15 protein-coding genes are annotated in these 16180 nt (G+C 64.4%); 8 read left to right on the forward strand and 7 right to left on the reverse strand.

Going from position 1 to position 16180, the window contains the following annotated elements:
- The first annotated feature begins 63 nt into the window (after positions 1 to 63).
- The 4 genes from uvrB (at position 64) to OVA07_RS01910 (ending at position 3498) form a co-directional block, all read left to right on the forward strand.
- Positions 64 to 2253: an excinuclease ABC subunit UvrB gene (gene uvrB / locus OVA07_RS01895; protein ID WP_268169777.1), complete on the forward strand. Its 2190-nt coding sequence runs from the start codon at positions 64 to 66 to the stop codon at positions 2251 to 2253.
- A 97-nt stretch (positions 2254 to 2350) separates the two neighbouring features.
- On the forward strand, positions 2351 to 2632 hold the full coding sequence (locus OVA07_RS01900; RefSeq protein ID WP_268169778.1) for a type II toxin-antitoxin system RelE/ParE family toxin: 282 nt from the start codon (positions 2351 to 2353) through the stop codon (positions 2630 to 2632).
- Positions 2607 to 2924, forward strand: coding sequence for a HigA family addiction module antitoxin (locus tag OVA07_RS01905; RefSeq protein WP_268169779.1), 318 nt, complete (start codon positions 2607 to 2609; stop codon positions 2922 to 2924). The genes OVA07_RS01900 and OVA07_RS01905 overlap by 26 nt, the downstream gene beginning before the upstream one ends.
- A gap of 7 nt (positions 2925 to 2931) precedes the next feature.
- Positions 2932 to 3498 carry a hypothetical protein gene (locus OVA07_RS01910; RefSeq protein WP_268169780.1) on the forward strand — a complete coding sequence of 189 codons (567 nt, stop codon included), beginning with the start codon at positions 2932 to 2934 and terminating at the stop codon, positions 3496 to 3498.
- A gap of 11 nt (positions 3499 to 3509) precedes the next feature.
- Here OVA07_RS01910 and OVA07_RS01915 read toward each other — a convergent pair whose 3' ends face one another.
- The 4 genes from OVA07_RS01915 to tsaD are packed head-to-tail and all read right to left on the reverse strand — an operon-like array spanning position 3510 to position 7608.
- Positions 3510 to 4067, reverse strand: a complete 558-nt coding sequence (locus OVA07_RS01915) for a hypothetical protein (protein WP_268169781.1) — start codon at positions 4065 to 4067, stop codon at positions 3510 to 3512.
- 19 nt (positions 4068 to 4086) lie between these two features.
- Positions 4087 to 5571, reverse strand: a complete 1485-nt coding sequence (locus tag OVA07_RS01920) for a lipopolysaccharide biosynthesis protein (protein ID WP_268169782.1) — start codon at positions 5569 to 5571, stop codon at positions 4087 to 4089.
- Positions 5564 to 6559: an NAD(P)H-dependent glycerol-3-phosphate dehydrogenase gene (locus tag OVA07_RS01925; RefSeq protein WP_268169783.1), complete on the reverse strand. Its 996-nt coding sequence runs from the start codon at positions 6557 to 6559 to the stop codon at positions 5564 to 5566. The genes OVA07_RS01920 and OVA07_RS01925 overlap by 8 nt, the downstream gene beginning before the upstream one ends.
- Positions 6556 to 7608, reverse strand: a complete 1053-nt coding sequence (tsaD, locus tag OVA07_RS01930; RefSeq protein ID WP_268169784.1) for a tRNA (adenosine(37)-N6)-threonylcarbamoyltransferase complex transferase subunit TsaD — start codon at positions 7606 to 7608, stop codon at positions 6556 to 6558. Before tsaD ends, OVA07_RS01925 begins: the two co-directional genes overlap by 4 nt.
- Before the next feature lie 45 nt (positions 7609 to 7653).
- Between tsaD and hemC the strand changes: the two genes are divergently transcribed.
- Genes hemC through OVA07_RS01945 form a run of 3 tightly spaced genes read left to right on the forward strand, consistent with a single transcriptional unit; the run spans position 7654 to position 10201 of the window.
- Positions 7654 to 8589 carry a hydroxymethylbilane synthase gene (gene hemC, locus OVA07_RS01935; RefSeq protein ID WP_268169785.1) on the forward strand — a complete coding sequence of 312 codons (936 nt, stop codon included), beginning with the start codon at positions 7654 to 7656 and terminating at the stop codon, positions 8587 to 8589.
- The gene (locus tag OVA07_RS01940) at positions 8586 to 9260 is read left to right on the forward strand and encodes a uroporphyrinogen-III synthase (protein ID WP_268169786.1); all 675 of its coding nucleotides are present in this window, start codon (positions 8586 to 8588) and stop codon (positions 9258 to 9260) included. Before hemC ends, OVA07_RS01940 begins: the two co-directional genes overlap by 4 nt.
- Before the next feature lie 35 nt (positions 9261 to 9295).
- Positions 9296 to 10201, forward strand: coding sequence for a hypothetical protein (locus OVA07_RS01945; protein WP_268169787.1), 906 nt, complete (start codon positions 9296 to 9298; stop codon positions 10199 to 10201).
- An 8-nt stretch (positions 10202 to 10209) separates the two neighbouring features.
- Here the strand turns inward: OVA07_RS01945 and OVA07_RS01950 are convergent, their stop codons facing one another.
- The gene (locus tag OVA07_RS01950) at positions 10210 to 11430 is read right to left on the reverse strand and encodes a UbiH/UbiF/VisC/COQ6 family ubiquinone biosynthesis hydroxylase (protein WP_268169788.1); all 1221 of its coding nucleotides are present in this window, start codon (positions 11428 to 11430) and stop codon (positions 10210 to 10212) included.
- On the reverse strand, positions 11427 to 13037 hold the full coding sequence (locus OVA07_RS01955; RefSeq protein ID WP_268172588.1) for an alkaline phosphatase family protein: 1611 nt from the start codon (positions 13035 to 13037) through the stop codon (positions 11427 to 11429). The genes OVA07_RS01950 and OVA07_RS01955 overlap by 4 nt, the downstream gene beginning before the upstream one ends.
- 197 nt (positions 13038 to 13234) lie before the next feature.
- Here OVA07_RS01955 and OVA07_RS01960 point away from each other — a divergent pair, with 197 nt between their 5' ends.
- Entirely contained in the window at positions 13235 to 15271 is a 2037-nt protein-coding gene (locus OVA07_RS01960) for a protein-disulfide reductase DsbD family protein (RefSeq protein WP_268169789.1), read from the forward strand.
- A gap of 42 nt (positions 15272 to 15313) precedes the next feature.
- Here OVA07_RS01960 and OVA07_RS01965 read toward each other — a convergent pair whose 3' ends face one another.
- A complete protein-coding gene (locus OVA07_RS01965) occupies positions 15314 to 16087 on the reverse strand; it encodes an SDR family NAD(P)-dependent oxidoreductase (protein WP_268169790.1) in 774 nt (257 codons plus the stop codon).
- Between the last annotated feature and the right edge of the window lie 93 nt (positions 16088 to 16180).

Genomic DNA, 16180 nt, shown 5'->3' on the forward strand with positions numbered 1-16180 from the left:
TCACGCACGCCCTGTCCTTCACGCCCTGTTGCATGGGCGCGGTTTGTTCCCCATATCCGAGCCATGGCCGAACTCGTTATTCGCAGGGGACTCGAAGAGCCCGACACCTCTGGTACGTTCGTACCCCACCGCCCGGCTCGCCCGGACAAGGTTGAGGCACCCCGCCCTTTCAAGGTCGTGTCTGAATATCAGCCCGCAGGGGACCAACCCACCGCCATTGCCGATCTTGTCGCCGCAACGCGCGAAGGCGATCAGACGCAGGTTCTGCTCGGCGTCACCGGATCGGGCAAAACCTTCACCATGGCAAAGGTGATCGAGGAATTGCAGCGGCCCGCGCTGATCCTTGCACCGAACAAGATTCTGGCCGCGCAGCTTTATGGTGAGATGAAGAGCTTTTTCCCCGAAAACGCGGTGGAATACTTCGTCTCCTATTACGACTACTACCAGCCCGAAGCCTATGTCCCCCGGTCGGACACCTATATCGAAAAGGAAAGTTCGACCAACGAAGCGATCGACCGGATGCGCCATTCGGCCACTCGTTCGCTGCTCGAACGTGACGACGTTATCATCGTCGCCTCGGTTTCGTGCATTTACGGCATCGGATCGGTCGAAACCTATTCGGCCATGATCTTTGACCTGAAGGTCGGGCAAAGCGTCGACAGTGGCGAGATCATCCGCAAGCTGGTGGCCCTGCAATACAAACGCAACGACGCAGGTTTTGCGCGCGGCAACTTCCGCGTGCGCGGCGACAATCTGGAAATCTTCCCTTCGCACTACGACGATACCGCATGGCGCATCAGCTTCTTCGGGGACGAAGTTGAAGAGATCGTCGAGTTCGACCCGCTGACCGGCAAAAGCGGAGCCAAACTGGGCAACGTGCGCGTTTACGCCAATTCGCACTATGTCACCCCCGGCCCCACGATGAAGCAGGCTGCGGACGCGATCCGGTTTGAATTGACCGAGCGGCTGAAGGAACTGGTCGAGGAAGGCAAGCTGCTGGAAGCACAGCGGCTGGAACAGCGCACCAACTTCGATCTGGAAATGATCGCCGCCACCGGATCGTGCGCGGGGATCGAGAATTACAGCCGATTTCTGACCGGCCGCCTGCCGGGTGAACCGCCGCCGACGCTGTTCGAATATCTGCCTGACAATTGCCTGCTGTTCCTTGACGAAAGCCACCAGACCGTGCCGCAGATCGGCGCGATGGCGCGCGGGGACCATCGCCGCAAGATGACACTGGCCGAATATGGCTTCCGCCTGCCAAGCTGCATCGACAACCGCCCGTTGCGCTTCAACGAATGGGACGCGATGCGCCCGCAGACGGTGGCCGTTTCCGCCACGCCTGCCGCGTGGGAAATGGAACAGGCGGGCGGCGTCTTTGCCGAACAGGTCATCCGCCCCACCGGTTTGATTGACCCGCCCGTGTTCATCCGCCCGGTAGAAGATCAGGTGCAGGACTGCATCAACGAATGCAAGGCCACGGCGGCGCAAGGCTATCGCACACTGGTCACCACGCTGACCAAGCGCATGGCCGAAGATCTGACCGAATTCATGCACGAAGCGGGCCTGCGGGTGCGCTACATGCACTCTGACGTCGAGACACTGGAACGCATCGAACTGATCCGCGATCTGCGGCTCGGCGTCTATGATGTGCTGGTGGGTATCAACCTGCTGCGCGAGGGCCTCGACATTCCCGAATGCGGGCTGGTGTGCATTCTGGACGCGGACAAGGAAGGCTTCCTGCGCAGCGAAACGTCGCTGATCCAGACCATCGGCCGCGCTGCGCGCAACGTCGATGGCCGCGTAATCCTCTATGCCGACCGCATGACCGGCAGCATGGAACGCGCCATCGCCGAAACCGACCGCCGCCGCGCCAAGCAGGAGGCCTATAACCTCGAACACGGCATCACCCCGCAAACGATCAAGCGCAACATCCACGATATCGTGGCCGACACCGCCAGCCGCGATGGCGTGCTGGTGGATATCGAAGACGACGGCGTGAACAACCTCGTCGGCCACAACCTGCGCGGGTATATCGAGGACCTGGAAAAGCGGATGCGCGCGGCTGCGGCTGACCTGGAGTTCGAGGAAGCAGGCAGGCTACGCGACGAAATCAGACGTCTGGAAGCAACCGAGCTCGGCCTGCCCGAAGGCGAACGCAAGGCGCCGATCGTCGGCCGCAGCAACGAAGGCAAACCGGGAACACGCAAGACCCGGTTCGGCAAGAGCCAGAAGACGAAGTGGGGGAAGTGAGATACTTGTCCCCAAAGATCACTAAACGGGCTACAAGAGCGCTTGCGAATGACGGCTTCGGAGTATCAATAGAAGGCTGCATTTAGGAACCGCAGCCATGATCGTCAGCTTTTCCAATAAGGAAACCGAGGCCATCTGGCTCGGCCTGCGTAGCCGCAAGCTGCCTTCCGACATCCAGAGCCGCGCGCTTGCCAAGCTGGCGCTGCTGGATGCGGCAGCCGAACTGGACGACCTTAAAAACCCGCCCGGCAATCGCCTTCACGATCTGAAGGACGACCGCTCCGGGCAACATTCCATTTCCATTAACATGCAATGGCGCATATGTTTCGTCTGGAAGGACGGAAATGCCCACGATGTCGAAATCACCGACTACCACTGACGCGGAATGGCTGCACAACCCCCACGCGGGCGAACTGCTCGTTTCGGAATTCATGGAGCCGCTGGAACTGGATTGCGCTGCGCTGGCTGCTGCAATCGGTGTTGACGTGGCACGCCTGTCAATCGTGATCGACGGAACGGCACGCATGGACGGTGAACTCGACCTGCGCCTTGCCCGCTACTTCCGTATGTCCGAAGGCTTTTTCCTGCGCTTGCAGGACCAATATGAAATCCGCAAAGCCAAGCGCGCTCTTGATGGCGACCTGGATCAGATCATCCCACGCGCCGCCTGATTTGTCCGTGAAAATTCCCACCATCACCCTCCTCGCTCTTACCCTTGCGGCCTGTTCGCAGTCTCCGGCCGCGCCGGTGCGTGAAGGGGGGCCGGCCAATGCGGTGCGGATGGCCATGCCTGAAGGGGAGGCTCTGCCGGGGGTGCCTGATAGCAAGGCGACGCCGGTGTGGGCATTGGCGGGGGACGGCCTTTCGGCGCGATTCGGACACGCCGGGCAGACGCCGCTGGTTTCGCTGGCTTGCCGCGACGGCGTGCTGGTTATCACCCGTCATGCTTATGCGCCGCTGGGGGCGCAGGCGCTGTTTGCGCTGGTCGGGGCCGAAGGCATCGTGCGCCTGCCGGTGGATGCCACCGCCATTCCCGGCCAACGCGGCTATTTGTGGCAGGGCACACTGGCAGCGGGCGATGCGCGGGCCAAAGTGCTGGGAGGCGCCTATACCGGGACGCTACCGGGCGCAGGCATGATTAAGGTATCGGGCGGCGGAGCGGCGCGCAATGTGGTGGACCGCTGCCGGATGGCCGCCCCCACCGTAGCGCCGGAACCTGTAGCTCCCGCGCTGACAGTGGATTAAAGAACCATGCGTCAGAGCTTGCCGAATTTCGCTTCATAAGCCGCGGTATCGCCGCCAGACAGAAGCTTGGCCTGCTCCACCCAGCTGTCACGCTTGGCCCGGCCCGCAAATGTGCCAAGCTGGCTGTCGACGCGGGCAATGTCTTCATCGGTCCAGCTTGCGATCTGGGCAAAACTGGTGACGCCAAGCGACGCCAGCAACGCCTTCAGCTTTGGTCCAATGCCTTTGATCCGGCCAAGATCATCGCCGTCAGCAACAGGTGCAGGCGCGGCCACGGGTTGGTGCGCCTCTGCTTCGATCACTTCCTCGGCGGCGGCGGCAGCCACCACTTCAGCCACACCGGCCATCATTTCAGCACCGGGCAAGGGTGTGACCAGTGCAGCGGCGCTGGGCGCGTCGATCAGCGCGTTGTTGCGTGCAGCCGGGGCCGCGCCTTCGGACAGGACATCGGTATATTCGCGCTTCGTTGCGTCCGGCTTGCTGCGGCCCCACAGCCACCACGCAACAAACAGGGCCAGCAGCACCACCGCCGCCAGCACGATCTGGTTGGTTTCGATCAATTCCAGCATCGCCAAATCCCCATCAAGTTCATGCCGCCTGCTGTTTGCGGAACAGCACGCGGTCCTCAGGGCCGAACGAACGCACCCAGAGCATGTAGCAATAGATCCCCAGAATGGCCGGGATGCCAAACGACAGCTCGGCCCATTCGGGCAGCCATGTCACGGCCACGCCCACCGCGATGGCCGGAACCACCGCCCAGGCAAGGCCCCAGCGCCAGTTGCTGATGCTGTGACCCAGAATGCCGGTCAGCACGCGCGATTTGACCAGCGAGGCCAGCCCCAGCGATAGCGCAAGCGCCAGAGCGGCAGCAGCGGCCACATACATCGGCCCCCAGCCTGCGTTGCGTGCAGCCACGATCAGCGCAATGGTCAGCACCGCCTGCACGGCAATGGTGCCAAGGCTGATCCACAGGTTGCGCATACGGGCTAGATAGACCAGCGCCGCCTCGCTCACCACCGCCTTCGACGCCACGACTTCGGCCAAAAGCAAGAACACCAGCGCCGCCGTGCCCGATACGAAGTCCGGCCCGCCAAGGCCCATCAGCCCTTCACCCGGTATGCCCAGCGCCAGCGCAATGCCAATCTGCGCGGCGGTGATCCAGAAGCCGACCTGACACACCTGCTTGGCAATGGCGACATAGTCCTTGTCCTTCACGCTGCGGGTGATGACCGGGCCAAGCACAGGTTCGAAGCTGGTCTTCAGCTTTTGCGGCAGCGAAGCGAACTGCTGCGCGAAGTAATAGATGCCCAGAGGCGCTTCGCCCACGAAGAAGCGCAGGATGAACACGTCCAGCTTGCGCGTGCCCCATTCCACCGCGTCGGCGCCTGCCAGCGGGATGTTGCGCACCGCAATCTGCCACAGCAGCACCGGATGCGGTTTCCATGCGCGCGGCAGACCATAAGACCGAACCAGCGAAAACAGCGCCACCCCGGTCGCCGCCCAGACCGACACCAGATAGGCAAGGCTGAGGCCCGATGACGGCCACAGGAAGAAGAACACCCCTGCCGAAATCGAAATCGCCCACGGCTCCACAACAGAACGCGCGCGCACCGTGGTCGCCACATCAAACCGGTAGGCCAGCGCCGCCAGCGCCAGATCGCCCAGCGCCAGACCGGGAATGGCCAGCACCAGCAACCGGTCGGCCAGACTGAAATTGCCGCTGGGATACATCGATTCCGGGAAAGCAAAGATCACCGCACCCATGCCCAGCGCCAGCGCCATGGCCAGCAGCACCGCATCGCCCACCACGTTAGCGGGCGGGTCTTCATTCTCGGCAAGACGTTGGGCCAGCCCACGCTTTTGCCCCAGCGTGGCCAGCATCCCGGCAAATTCCACCATGACCAGCGCTGAGGCAAAGCGCCCCATGGCAGGCGCGCCATAAAGGCGACTGGCAATGAACAGGAACGGGATGCGCGCCAACAGCCGCAGCAGAAAACCGAAGAAATTGGTCCGCCCGCCTTTGGCAAGGGCAGCGATATCCTTTTGGTCAGGCGGGCTGGCGGCGTCAGACAAGCGGATTTTCCGCCGTCAGAGGGCGCGACAGCAGGCGAGCAACGACATCGCGGGCTGGCGCAGTGCCATCGAGCAGGGCCACCACCGCTTCGACAATCGGCATGGATATGCCGCGCGACCGGGCGATCCCGGCCAGAACCGGCGCGGTGAATGCGCCTTCTGCCACCGAAGCTTTTGATCCCAACACTTCGCCTGCCTTCGCGCCTTCGCCCAGCGCCTTGCCCAGCGAAAAGTTGCGACTTGATGTGGACGAACAGGTCAGCACCAGATCGCCAAGCCCGGAAAGGCCAGAAAGCGTTTCCGGCTTTGCCCCCATGGCCAGACCAAAGCGCTGCATTTCGGCAAAGCCCCGGCTGATAAGCGCGGCGCGGGCGTTCTGACCCAGTTGCAATCCGTCCACCACGCCGCAGGCAATGGCCAGCACGTTCTTCACCGCGCCGCCAATTTCAGCGCCGGTCACGTCATCTGAATAGTATGGGCGGAAGGTGGGCCGGGCGATGGCAGTGGACAGGCGCTGCCACTGTGCCTCACCCCCGGCGCAGGCCAGCGTGACAGCGGTGGGCAGGCCAGCGGCCACTTCATGCGCAAACGTGGGGCCGGATAGCACGGCAAGACCTGCGCCCGGCGCTGCATCGCGCGCCACATCGGCCATCAACCGGCCCGTGCCCGCCTCAATCCCCTTGGAACACAGCACAATATCGCCGCCAGTCCGCCCCATCGCGCCAAGGATGCTGGCAAGGAACTGCGCGGGCGTGACCATCAGCAGCACCGGCACGTCTGCCATGGCGGAAAGATCAGCTGTGGCGCGGATGGCCGGGTTCAGTTCGGCAGACGGCAGGAACAGGCTGTTGCGGCGGTCACGGTTGATCTCGTCCACCAGTTCCGCTTCGCGCGCCCACAGCAGAACATCCTGCCCGTTGCTTGCCAGCATCTGTGCCAGCGCGGTGCCCCACGCCCCTGCGCCGACGACGCCCACTTCAACGGTCATGCCTTCACTCCCGCGCCGCGCACCGGTGCGGCATTGTTGTCCAGCGGCCAGCGCGGACGCGCCGCCACATCCAGCGGATCGGTATATCCCAGAGCGAAGCGTTCAGCGCCAGCCCAGCCGATCATTGCGGCATTGTCTGTGCACAATTTCGGCGGCGGCGCGACCAGCGGCAGGCCATGCGCAGCGGCAAGCTGCTCCAGCGCGGCGCGCAAGGCTGCATTGGCAGCCACCCCGCCCGCCACGACCAGCGCCGTCATACCCGGCGCGGCAGCCGCCAGCGCAATCCGCGTCCGGTCAATCACGCAATCGAGCGCGGCCTGCTGGAACGAGGCGGCGATATCGGCATCGGCATGAATGCGGGCATCGCGCGCGCGCATCACCGCGCTTTTCAACCCGGCAAACGAGAAGTGCGGTTCCCCGCTGCCCACCAGCGGACGCGGCAAAGGCACGGCTTTGGGGTTACCCTCACGCGCCATGCGTTCAACCGCCGGGCCGCCGGGATAGCCAAGGCCGAGGATCTTGGCGGTCTTGTCGAACGCTTCGCCCAGCGCATCGTCGATGGTGGTGGCAAGGCGGCGATATTGGCCCACGCCTGCCACTTCCAGAATCTGGCAATGCCCGCCCGACACCAGCAAAAGCAGATAGGGATAGCGCAGTGTCGGATCAGCCAGACGCGGCGACAGGGCGTGACCTTCCAGATGGTTGACCGCGATCAGCGGCTTGTCCGCCGCCATGGCCAGCGCCTTTCCGGTGACAAGGCCAACCATGACCCCGCCGATCAGCCCTGGCCCGGCTGTGGCGGCAATGGCATCCACATCGCGCAAGCCCAGCCCGGCATCGGCCAGCACGGCTTCGATCATCGGGCTTAACACTTCGGCATGGGCGCGCGCCGCAATTTCGGGCACCACCCCGCCATAGGGGCGATGTTCTTCGTCCTGCGAAGCGATGCGCTGCGCAACGATACGCGCCGCCAGCGAAGCACCTTCGCTGTCGATCACGGCAGCCGCGGTTTCGTCGCAACTGGATTCTATGCCAAGGATCAGGGCCATGCGGCCCTTTCCTCTAGAGATAATCCCGTTTACGGCAAGCGGCGCATGACCAAAGCTCATCCAGAAACGCCGCTAAAGCTCGGAACCCGCCGCTCTCCCCTTGCCATGGCGCAGGCCGAGGAGGCGCGCGCGCGCCTGTGTGCGGCGCACGGATGGGACGAATCGATGGTCGAACTGGTGCCGGTTACCGCCAGTGGCGACAAGATTCAGGACCGTCCGCTGGCCGAAATCGGCGGCAAGGCGCTGTGGACCAAGGAACTGGACGCATGGCTGTCCACCGGCGAAATCGACTTTGCCGTCCATTCCATGAAGGACGTGGAAACCATCCGTCCTGAAACATTCACCATTGCCGCCGTTCTTCCGCGTGCCGACGTGCGTGACGTGCTGGTGGGCGCGGCCTCCATCCATGCGATCCCGCCCGGTGCGCGCGTCGGCACCAGCGCCCCGCGCCGCGCCGCGCAAATGCTCCACGCCCGGCCAGACCTGACCATCGTTGGCTTTCGCGGCAATGTCGCCACCCGCCTTGCCAAGTTGCAGGCGGGCGAAGCTGATGTGACGTTGCTGGCCGCGGCCGGGCTGCAACGCCTTGGCGAAACCGGCGTCGGCCATCTTCTGTCGCAGTTCGAATGGCTACCCGCCCCTGCACAGGGGGCCATCGGCATCGAATGCCTTGGCGCGCGGGTCGATGTGATGGGCTGGCTTTCCGCGATTGATGACATCCCCAGCCATGATGCAATCCGCGCCGAGCGCGCGCTATTGCTGGCGCTGGGCGGCAATTGCCACAGCCCGATTGCCGTGTTGACCAGCCATCACGAAACGTCTCTGACGCTGCGCGCCGCGCTGTTCAGCCCTGACGGGGCGGAGCGCGTGGAAGCGAGCGAGACCTTCGCGCCCGGCGACGCAGAAGGCCCCGCCCGCCTTGCCCATCGCCTGCTGGCGCAATCGCCCGACGCCATCAGGGTGCATTTCAGCGGGGAATGAGCGGGCTGCCGGTCTTCGTTATCCGCCCCGAACCGGGCAATGCAGCCACCGTTGCGGCGGCGCGGGCGCAGGGTCTTGATGCGCGGGGCTTTCCGCTGTTTACGATCGCAGCGCAGCCATGGTCCCTGCCTGACGGCCCCTTCGACGCGATCCTTGCAGGCAGCGCCAATATTTTCCGCCACGGGGGGCCTTTGCTCGATGCGCTGAAAGCCGTGCCAGTGATCGCCGTGGGCGAAACCACTGCCGATACCGCGCGTGCGCATGGCTTTGCTGTAGAGAGCGTTGGCGAAGGTGGATTGCAGCCGGTGGTCGAAACGCTGACACCGGGGCGATACCTGCGACTGGCCGGAGAAGACCGCGTTACGCTGACCCCACACTCTGGCGTGCGAATCGAAACTTCGGTGGTTTACGCGGCCCAACCCCATCCGCTTCCGCCCGAAATGGCGCAGGCCTTGGCACACGGCGGCGTCGTTCTATTGCATTCCGGCGCGGCGGCACGGCATCTGTCCCAATATTGCGAAATGGCTGAAATTCCCCGAAAACAGCTGCGCCTTGCCTGTCTGGCCCCACGTATCGCCAGCATGGCGGGCGAAGGCTGGGGACAAATCGGCGTGGCGTCGGCCCGAACCGATATGGACCTTCTGGAACTTGCCAAACGAATGTGCCAGTAGTGTGCCTTCGGGGCGACAGGACAAGCGAAAAACGAATGCAGGAAATCGGCCAAAGTCCACGCGCGGCGGCGCGCAGCAGCGGAATGCGCGGACGCACCATTGCGGCGCTGGTGGCAGGCGGCCTGCTGGCAGGCGCTGCAACGGCAGCATGGCTGGGCTGGCGGCATGGGCTGGTCGAAGTGCAGATCAACGATGGCGTCCCCGAACTCGTTTCTCCTTCCACAGCCACGCCCGCACCGCTGGCCAGCGCCCCGCCAGCGGTCAGCGAAGTCCAGCTTAACGACGCCGCCACCAAGATTGCCATGCTGGAACAGCGCCTTGCCGAACTGAACCAGCAGGCCATGGCCGCATCGGGCAACGCCACCCATGCCGAAGCCCTGCTGCTGGCCTTTGCCGCCCGCCGCGCGACCGAACGGGGCCAGCCGCTGGGATGGATCGAAACGCAATTGCGCGCCCGCTTTGGCGCCACCCAAGGCGCAGCTGTAGACCGCGTAATTGCCGCAGGGATAATGCCTGTTACCCTGCGGCAATTGACCGAGGAATTTGAACTGCTGTCCGCCGACCTTGCTGGTGGATCGCCCAATGAAGGCACATGGGACTGGCTTTCGCGCCAGATGTCGGACCTGTTCGTGATCCGCCATGATGACCTGCCTTCGCCCACCCCCGAAAGCCGCACCACCCGCATCCGCGCCTTTCTTGTCGGCGGCAAGGTGGAAGCTGCGGTTGCCGAAGTTGAACGCCTGCCGGGCCGCGAAACCGCCAGTGAATGGCTGTCGCGCGCGCGCGCGTACATGGCCCTGCAAAGCGCGCTCGACCAGCTTGAAGCAGCCGCGCTGACCATGACACAGCCGGTGGTGGCCCCCGCCCTCGCACCTTCCGCCAGCGCTTTGCCTGCACCTGTGCCTAGCCCAACACCGGAAGCATCAGCACCAGCGCTTTAGGCCGTAAATCAGGCCGCGCGCAGCAGCTTCGGCAAATCTCCACTCATCCCGCGCGCTTCATCCATGAACCAGCGCTTCAGCGGGCTTATCCGCTGTACCCCTGCCATACCGAACCGGCGGATGGCCGACGGCACCCGCCCCGGCAGGCCGAACAGCCGCGTCAGAACATCGGTCGCGCCTGCCACCATGAACGTGTCCACCGCGCGCCAGCGTTCGTAACGGGCCAGTAGCTGGGCATCGCCCACGTCCAGTCCCAGCCGCGCCCCATCGGCCAACACTTCGACCAGCGCCGCCACGTCGCGCAGGCCCACGTTCAGGCCCTGTCCGGCAATCGGGTGCATCCCGTGCGCGGCATCGCCCACCAGCGCCAGCCGGTTCTCAACGATCTTTGCCGTGTGGTGGAAGTTCAACGGATAGGACGTGCGCGGGCTGGCAAGGCTGATCTTGCCAAAGATACCCTGCATCCGCTGATGCACTTCGTTCAGGAACATATCGTCCGGCATGGCCAGAACGGCGGCAGCATCCTTTTCCGCCACGGTCCAAACCAGCGCCGACCGGTGCGTCCCATCTGCGGCATCCAGCAATGGCAGCAGGGCAAAAGGACCAGCAGGATAAAACACTTCCCAAGCGACGTTGTCATGCGGCTTTTCATGGGAAAGCCCGGTAATGATAGCCCGGTGGCCATAATCCCAGTGTGCTGGGGTAAAGCCCGCCTCGTCGCGCGTGGGCGACTTGCGCCCTTCTGCCCCCACCAGCAGCCGCCCTTTCAGCACGCGCCCGTCGGCCAGCGTCACCGCCACGCCATGCTCGCCGCGTTCACGCGACACGACGTGGGCATTGGGATGAAAGCTGATCGCCTGTTCGCGTGCGGCGGCGGCATACATGGCAATGCGCAAGTCACGGTTGGCATACATGCGGCCCAGCGAACCGTCGCCTTCGCCCGGCTTGAAATCGATCCGCCCCGGCTTCATCGCGTCGGTCACCGCAATCGCGGCAATCGGGCACCCCTTGGCGGCCAGTTCGTCGGCCATGCCAAGGTTGGTGTAAAGGTTCCAGCTTGCGGTCGAAATGGCCGAAGCGCGCCCGTCAAAACCTTCCGCTGTCTGTGCCGCAGGGTCGGAATTGTCGACCACATGGCTGCTGATCCCGGCCTTGGCGAGACCGATAGCCAGCGTCATGCCAACAAGGCCACCGCCCAGAATCACCACATCGGCGGAAAGTTCACTCATTTCCCGGCTCCACACGTATTTGCAGCGCCGCCGTCCAGATCGAGACAGCGACCGTCGAATGCACCTTGCGGGATCTTCAGTCCGACCAATGCCGCAAGGCTGGGGGCGATGTCCACCGTTTCAACAGCGCTGGGCTGTTCAAAACCGGTCATCCCCTTGCGCCAGAACAGGATCGGCACGCGGCGGTCATAGTCCCACGGGCTACCATGCGTGGCGACATAGCCTGCGCGCGGGGTGGGAATGGCCACCACGCCGCGCTTCAGCATGACCACAAAATCGCCTGAATGCAGCGGGTTGTACGAAGCACGCGCGCGCTGGGCCAGCGTCCACGTTTCGGGCGAACCGCCCGGCATCGGCGTTGCGGCAATCTGCGCGGCGGGCAGAACCGCCTCGACATAAGGGCTGGTCATCAGCAGACGCGCGGCATCATCAAGAAGCTTGCCCTTAAGGCCCACATCCAGATCCTTGCGCAGCCAGTAGTCGCCCGAAGGGCCGTCCGACAGGATCAGGTTCTTCGGTTCCAGCCCGTATTTCCTGCCCAGCGCTGCCGACAGCGCTTCTGCCGACACATCCGGGCCAACCCGCGCGCTGGTTTCCAGCGCCTGTTCGTGCAGGCGTTCAGGAATGTCGAACCCGCCATGATCGGCGGTCAGCACCACAGCATAATCGATGCCGCGCTTGTCCAAGCTGGCAAAGAAGTCGCCCAGCGCAAGATCAAGCTGTGTCAACTGGATGCACATTTCCGCGCCTTCGGTGCCGGTGGCGTGTCCGACGTAATCGGTGGCCGAAAGGCTGACCGCCAGAAGATCGGGCACCGCACCCTTGCCCAGCTTTTGTTCGTCCACCAGCTTTACCGCCAGATCCAGCGTCGCCCGATCAAGCCGGGGAGAGGTGCGGAAGCTATCGGCATCACCTGCCTTCAGCGCAAAGTGGCCGTTGCCAACGGAGACATCGCCCGCCTTCACCGCGCGGTCGGCGCGTCCGCAATAGGCCGGCAGTGGAAATTCACCCGCGCCCTTGGTCAGAACGCGCGTGATCTCGGCATTCTGCGCCACGGCCATCGGCCCGATTTCGCGGCCGGCCAGCGTGGTAAAGCCCTTGCCCTTCCACCAATAAACCTGATCGATATCGTGCCCGCCCATCATCAGCGCGCCGCGATCCTTGCCCGAAACGGCAATGTTGCGCGCCGCCGGGTTGGCCTGCTTCATCCATTCGCCCAGCGTCGGCACCAGCAGATGCACGGGCGATGCCACATAATCGCGCGAACCGGCGGTGCGCTTGGCCACGTCTTCAGCGCAATAAACCACCTTCGGCCCGACTGCGACGGACTGGTCGATCCACGAATTGGCGATGATGCCGGTATGCGCCGGGCGATTGCCCGTCAGGATTGTCGAATGGCCGGGGCAGGTTTCGGTGGCCGCATGGCTTTGATACCCCGCCGGAAAAACTGCCCCTTGCGTCAATCGCGCAAGGCCTCCGGTAAAGCGTTGGCGATACTGCGCAAAGATATCGGCCGAAAACTGATCGATCGAAATGGCCACCAACAGGCGCGGCGCCCCTGTGGGAACCTGCTGGCTAACGGCGGGCTTTGCCGCCTCCTGCGCCATGGCAGAGGCCAGTGGCAGGCTGACGGTGGCGAGCAGGGCCGCTGCAATCTGGGTGAAGACTTTCACGCGAAACTTAACTCCTTTGGGCAGGTATGCTGGACTCAAGGATACACCAGCCGTAGGACGCCCATGAGCGCTACGCATGGCCCCGGCGGCGTTCCGGTTCAAGGGGCCTTTTGGACCGGTGACGCCCCGATATGCCGATACGCAAAATGGCCGGGTTCAATACCTTGCGCATCATAGCCATGTTTATGACGGCGCTGTGGCTGATGGTTGTTCCTGCATCCGCCGCGCCCAATCACATGCAGGCATCGCTGCTGGCCGAAGGACCGGTGCAACCTGGCGGCACAGTCACGCTGGCACTGCTGATGAAGCCTGAAAAGGGCTGGCACGGCTATTGGTCCAACCCCGGCGACGCGGGCTATGGCCTGACGCTGAACTGGACCCTGCCCACCGGTGCCAGCGCCGGGGCCATGCAGTTCCCCGTGCCGCAGACCTTGCTGGTGCAGGGCCTGATGAACCACGTTTACGAACACGATTACGCGGTGCTGGTGCCGCTGACGGTGCCCGCCAATGCCCGCCCCGGCACGCTGCTGCCCATATCGGTCAAAGCGCAATGGCTGGTCTGCACCGAAACCATTTGCGTGCCCGAACGCGCAGAGCTGACCGGCACGGTTTCGGTGGGCAACGGCAGCACTGACGCCCGCTTTGCCACATGGCGCGCCGCCCTGCCCGCTCCGCTTGACCGACAAGGCGCTTTCGCGCTGACCGACAAGGCGCTGCGCGTGGCCCTGCCCTTCCCCGCTTCGGCCCCGCTTGATGCGCCGCACCTGTTCGCGTCGACCGAAGGGCTGGTGAACTATGCCGCGCCGCAGCGCTTTTTCCGCAAGGGCGATGTGCTGGTGGTCGAAGTCCCGCTGGCCAAGACGCCTGTGCCCGGCCAACGGGTCGATGGCGTGCTTGCCATGGGCAAGGATGCAGGCGGCATCAGCTTTGCCGCCGTGCCCGGCACCGTGCCCACCGGCGGCGATGAAGTGGGCGGTGCGGCCTTTTCCCTTTCGGTTCTGGGCCTTGCGCTGATCGGCGCGTTTCTGGGCGGGTTGATCCTCAACATCATGCCCTGCGTCTTCCCGATCCTCAGCCTGAAGGCCCTGGCGCTGGCGCGCGGCAATTCGCACAACGCACGCGGCGAAGGACTCGCCTATACGGCGGGCGTGGTGCTGGCCTGCCTGCTGCTGGGCGGCGCGATGCTGGCTTTGCGCGCAGGGGGCGAACAGGTGGGCTGGGCCTTCCAGTTGCAGGAACCGGGCGTTGTCGCCGTGCTGCTGCTGCTGGCCGTGGCGATCACCGCCAACTTTGCCGGACTTTACGAAATGCCCGGCCTTTCGGTGGAACGGGGCGCGGGATCATCCGGCGCGTTCGGCACGGGACTGCTGGCCGCTTTCGTCGCCACGCCCTGCACCGGGCCGTTCATGGCCGCGGCCATGGGGGCGGCGCTGGTGCTGCCATGGTGGGCGGCGCTGGGCGTGTTCGCCGCGCTGGGCCTTGGTCTTGCCCTGCCCTTCCTGCTGCTGGGCTTCGTGCCCGCCTTGCGCCATCTGCTGCCCAAACCGGGCGGATGGATGGAACGCTTCCGCCGCTGGATGGCGCTGCCAATGGGGCTTACCGCACTGGCGCTGGGCTGGCTGGCATGGCGCATCGGTGGGGCGCAGTTTGCCGCTGCTGCCGTGGCGCTGTCCGCCACGCTGGTCGTGCTGCTGGCCTTCGCGGGCAAGGGCCAGCGCGGGGGCCGGGGCGTCATGGCATGGACGCTGCCCGCCTTGCTGGCCTTGGGTACCGCAGCATTTGCCGGAACGCCTCGCCTTGCCACCGCCAGCGCTGGCGAAGCGGGCGGCCTGCTGGCGGCCAAGCCGTTCTCCGCAGGCGCTCTTGCCGATGCGCGCAAAGCCGGAAAGCCGGTGTTTGCCTATTTCACCGCCGACTGGTGCCTGTCGTGCAAAGTCAACGAGGGCACATCGATCGAGCGCGAAAGCACCAAAGCCGCGTTCGACAAGGCTGGCGTGCTGGTCATGGTGGGCGACTGGACCCGCCGCGATCCTGAAATCTCGAAATTTCTGAATGCCCAAGGCGCGGCAGGCGTGCCGCTATACCTGTGGTATCCGGCAGGCGGCGGAGAGCCGCAGCAATTGCCGCAAGTGCTCACGCCCGACCTGCTGGCGGGCCTTCCAAACTGAAATGCGCGCGCCCCCGCGAAGGCGGGGGCGCATAGGGTTCGTTTACAGGCTCTGCGCGTCATCCACCGAGATATGCGTGCCGGTCACCTGCCGCGATGCGTCGGATGCAAAGAACAGCATCATGTCATCCAGCGCGTTGATTTCGGTCAGGCGCTTGCGCGGCCATGATCCGATCTGCGCCTTGCCGCCGTCGGTATCGAACCATTCGCCATCAATTTCGGTGCGGATATAGCCGGGCTGGATCACGTTGACGTTGATCCCCAGCCGCGCCCATTCGCGCGCGAACTGGCGGCCAAGGTGCTGCACCGCCAGCTTGGTCGCGGCATAGGCGGCATCGCCAGTGGCGGTCATATGCGCAGTGATCGATCCGGTCAGGATGATCCGCCCCTTCTCGCTCTGCCGCGATCCGGCAGCGATCATCCGCCGCGCCCCTTCGCGCGCGGTCAGATAAACCCCGTTGAAATTGGTATCGACCACGCGGCGCATGGCATCCGCCGGCAAATCGACCGATCGCCCCGCTTCAACGATGCCTGCATTAGCCACCACCACATCAGGCACGCCAAGGCCCGCTTCGGCCGCGTCGAAGGCGGCAATGATCGACGCCTCGTCGGTCACGTCCAGCGCCACCGCCTGCGCGCGGCCACCTGCCCCATTGATCTCATCCGCCAAGGCCGCAACGCGCTCAACCCGACGCGCACCAATGACCACCGCAGCACCTGCCGCCGCATAAAGTCGGGCAAAATGCGCGCCCAGCCCGGAAGATGCCCCGGTTATCAGCGCAATGCGGCCTTCAAGCGAATAGCGGGGCGTGTCCATGAACCTCTCCTTTGCAGCAAAGGTTCGTTTAACCGACCCGTTAAACCGCGCAACCCCGCAGTTTGTTCAGAATGCGTCAGGCCTGCATGATCT

It is taken from the genome of Novosphingobium sp. SL115 (assembly GCF_026672515.1).
Classification (GTDB): domain Bacteria; phylum Pseudomonadota; class Alphaproteobacteria; order Sphingomonadales; family Sphingomonadaceae; genus Novosphingobium.